The 3,266-nt window shown below is 45.3% G+C and carries 2 protein-coding genes and 1 pseudogene; 2 read left to right on the forward strand and 1 reads right to left on the reverse strand.

Going from position 1 to position 3,266, the window contains the following annotated elements:
- Window positions 1-481: 481 nt before the first annotated feature.
- Window positions 482-1,126: a hypothetical protein gene (locus AC37HE_RS14785; RefSeq protein WP_500783627.1), complete on the forward strand. Its 645-nt coding sequence runs from the start codon at window positions 482-484 to the stop codon at window positions 1,124-1,126.
- 132 nt (window positions 1,127-1,258) lie between these two features.
- On the opposite strand, the gene AC37HE_RS14790 is transcribed toward AC37HE_RS14785, so the two are convergent.
- Window positions 1,259-2,227: a glycoside hydrolase family 43 protein gene (locus AC37HE_RS14790; RefSeq protein WP_500783628.1), complete on the reverse strand. Its 969-nt coding sequence runs from the start codon at window positions 2,225-2,227 to the stop codon at window positions 1,259-1,261.
- A 218-nt stretch (window positions 2,228-2,445) separates the two neighbouring features.
- On the opposite strand from AC37HE_RS14790, the pseudogene AC37HE_RS14795 reads away from it, so the two are divergent.
- Window positions 2,446-3,266 (forward strand): annotated as a pseudogene (locus AC37HE_RS14795) (hypothetical protein); the annotation flags it as partial.

Below are 3,266 nucleotides of genomic sequence, written 5' to 3' on the forward strand. Positions count from 1 at the left end.
AAATTAAGTTGATAAGAATTTGTGAGAAAAGTTACGCTAATAATTGCAGGGAGGCAACCCAAAACAGATACTTTACAAATAAAAAATTAGAAAAACACTGTTGGTGTGTGCGTTATGTTTCGAAGAATTTAGGGCGGACGGTGAGCTTACTTGTGCTTTCGGTCCCTTTTTGCGGATAACCCGTGAAATATGTCTGTTGATCCGTGAGCTATTTCTGATAACACGTGAGTTAAAACGGGCGACCCGTGAACCCTGTCGGGCGACCGGTGAACTTGTTCGGGTAAGCTGTAAAAGTCCGTGGTTAATGAATCCTGTTGTTTCCGTGGGGAACGAAGATTACCGGGAGAATTTTCAGCTTTCAACTTTCGAGAACATGTATGAAAAACATAAAATTCGGGCTTGACTTTATTTAGCATATGATTGTAACTTGTTGTGAAATTACGATCAACAGGAAAACAACAATCTCAATAAACCTTGAATTATGGGTTCAGAAAGAAAACCGAAGTGGGAAATTGGAGTCACTATTCTGAAGGGCAAACAAGCTGAATCTTTATTGGAAAAATACCGGGACGAGTTAGCCGATCGGTTGCAGCAGGATGAGCCTGCGCAGTTTCAGGCTAATTTGGCCCAGTTGTCTGTCAGGCAAGCCGGACAAAAGGAGAACCTGGTGAACCAGAAATCGAAAACCGAGCGACAGAATGAGCTGATTGCAAGCCTGCATACCACCATTATATCGGTTCGGAGAATGGTGAAGTCGGCTTCGCCTACACCGCAGCTTTTGCAAGCCTTCGGAGTGGGTTTTGAGCTGTCCAAAAGCATTCACAGTGTTCTTGCAGCCTCCGATGTTATTCAGACCGCCTATGCCAAAAATAAGGAATGGAGTAACCAGGCCGGAATTATTGATGCCGATATGGTGGAGATCAAGGAGCTTCAGACCGCTTTAGCTGTTGCCGATAGTACCCAGGAAAGTTTGAAGTTTGTCCGTAAAGCTGCAACAATGACTAAAAACAAGCTGCAGCGGACCGTGGAAGACGAAATTACCAAGATCTCGGCAGTGGGCATCCGGGTGTTTGAAAAAGGAAATCCCGAAATCGCGAAACTCTTCGAAGATTTAATACCAGGCTGATTAACCGTTGGCTTTTTGGGTTGGGTTACTTTTGAAAGGTTCCCTCGGTTGGCGTTTTTTTTCAACCAAAAAAAGAGAAGATCCCGAAAGATCTTCCCCTCTGTTCGCTACGAACTATTTTTACATTTTAGCTTATTTCACGATTGGTACACCGGTTTTGGTGCGTCTCACTTTCAGTATTTTGCCATTGGCGTCGTAGTTCAGACTATCCACACAAACGCTGCGGCGGAACGGGCCACCGGTTGGCGTGTCGGCATTATGGTAAAATATGTAGTCTTGTCCTTTAAAGGTGATAATGGCCTGGTGGTTTGTTGGCGAGTTGTGAATGGTGTCGTTAATCACCCCTTGATATTCCCATGGGCCGGTAATACTTTTCGATGTTGAATATTCGGTTGTTGAAGGGTAATGAGCTGCATACGAGAAATAGTACGTATCGCCTTTTTTGTGAATCCACGGTGCTTCGAAGAAGTTTTTAGCTTCAACGGTATGTACAGGGCCGTCGGTTTCAATCATGTTGTCTTTCAGCTTCACATAGCGGGCTTCGTTCCACGATCCCCAGTACATGTAGACTTGTCCGTCGTCGTCAACATAAACGGCCGGGGCGATATTCAGGACCACCGAGTTTTTCGTTGTGTCGCAGATAATAGGGCCACCCAAGGCATCTTTGTAGGGTCCCAGCGGATGGTCGGCAACGGCTACGCCAATACCAAAGCCTTCGTGGGTAATGGCGGTGCTGTCTTTTAACACCATAGGTACATACCACCAAAATTTGCCGTGGTTTTCCACCACATGGCCGGCAAAAGCATTGTGCGATGCCCATTTGAAATCGTCAACGCTAAGTTTTACACCATGGTTGGTCCAGTGCACCATGTCGGGGCTCGAGAAGGCATACCATTTTTTCATCAGGAAGCCATCTTCTCCCGGAGGAATTTCATCGGAGCCGGTAAACAGGTAAACGGTGTCGTTATAGACCATGGCACAGGGATCGGCCGTCAGGGGATCCTGAAATAGCGGGTTTCCGCTGTATTCAACTTTGGGAGCCTGGCAGGCAGCTAAGGCTAACATGCAGGCAGCTGCGAAAAATTGATTGATCTTTTTCATATAATATTGGTTTGATCTTATTTTTTGATTCATTGAACAGCCACGAAAATACGGATTACAATTTTGTTGAAGGGGTATAGATTGGCACAAGAGGTGGATGAATACGGAAAACAACTTTGCTTTAAGGTTCATTTTCTACAGCAAGTATGTTTTGTTCCTTTGGAAAAGCAAGTGTAAATTCGCTGGGAACTACTAATGACTCAATTTAATAAATAAGAATGAAAACGTTTTGTTTGACGATTCTGCTACTCAGCGGTCTCTTTGCACATGCTCAAAGAACGGAGCTTTTACTGGAAAATAACTGGAAGTTTACCAAAGGCAATTTTGAAAATGCTTCGCAGATCAATTTTGACGACTCGAAATGGGAGCGTGTAAAGGTGCCTCACGACTGGGCCATTTATGGTCCTTTTGATAAGGACGTGGATAAGCAGGTGGTGGCTATTACCCAGAATAACGAAAAAGAAGCAACTGAGAAGACTGGTCGTACCGGATCCTTGCCACACATTGGCGATGGTTGGTACCGCACGAACTTCCATTTGCCTGAATTGGAAGAGGGGAGTCGTGTGCTCGTTGTTTTTGAAGGAGCGATGAGTGACCCTGAAGTTTTTGTCAATGGTGAAAAAGCCGGGGAGTGGGGCTACGGATATGCTTATTTTAATTTGGATATTACCGACTTGGTGAAGTCCGGGAAGGACAATCTGCTGGCGGTTCATCTTTCGCCCAAACCTTTGTCGTCGCGCTGGTACCCTGGTGCCGGTTTGTTCCGTAAGGTACGCATTGTGGTTGAACCCAAAAATCACTTTCAGCTTTGGGGAACTTTTGTAACCACTCCTTTTGTCAGCGATAGCCTGGCGCAAATCAATATCAAATCGAAAGTTGCGGGGCATAAGCTGCGTATTGAAACAGAGATTAAAGATGCTGCCGGAAATGTCCTCGCATCAGGTTCTGCACAAACCCTGTTTGGTGACGAGTTTGAGCAAAACATAGCTTTGAAGGATCCGCAGTTGTGGAGCCCGGAATCGCCAACACTCTATTATGC

The sequence above is a fragment of the Mangrovibacterium sp. genome (genome assembly GCF_059905295.1).

Bases quoted from the DNA above. Each gene is read 5' to 3' on its own strand.
- AC37HE_RS14785 (WP_500783627.1), top strand. From the start codon at position 482: ATGGGTTCAGAAAGAAAACCGAAGTGGGAAATTGGAGTCACTATTCTG.
- AC37HE_RS14790 (WP_500783628.1), bottom strand. From the start codon at position 2,227: ATGAAAAAGATCAATCAATTTTTCGCAGCTGCCTGCATGTTAGCCTTA.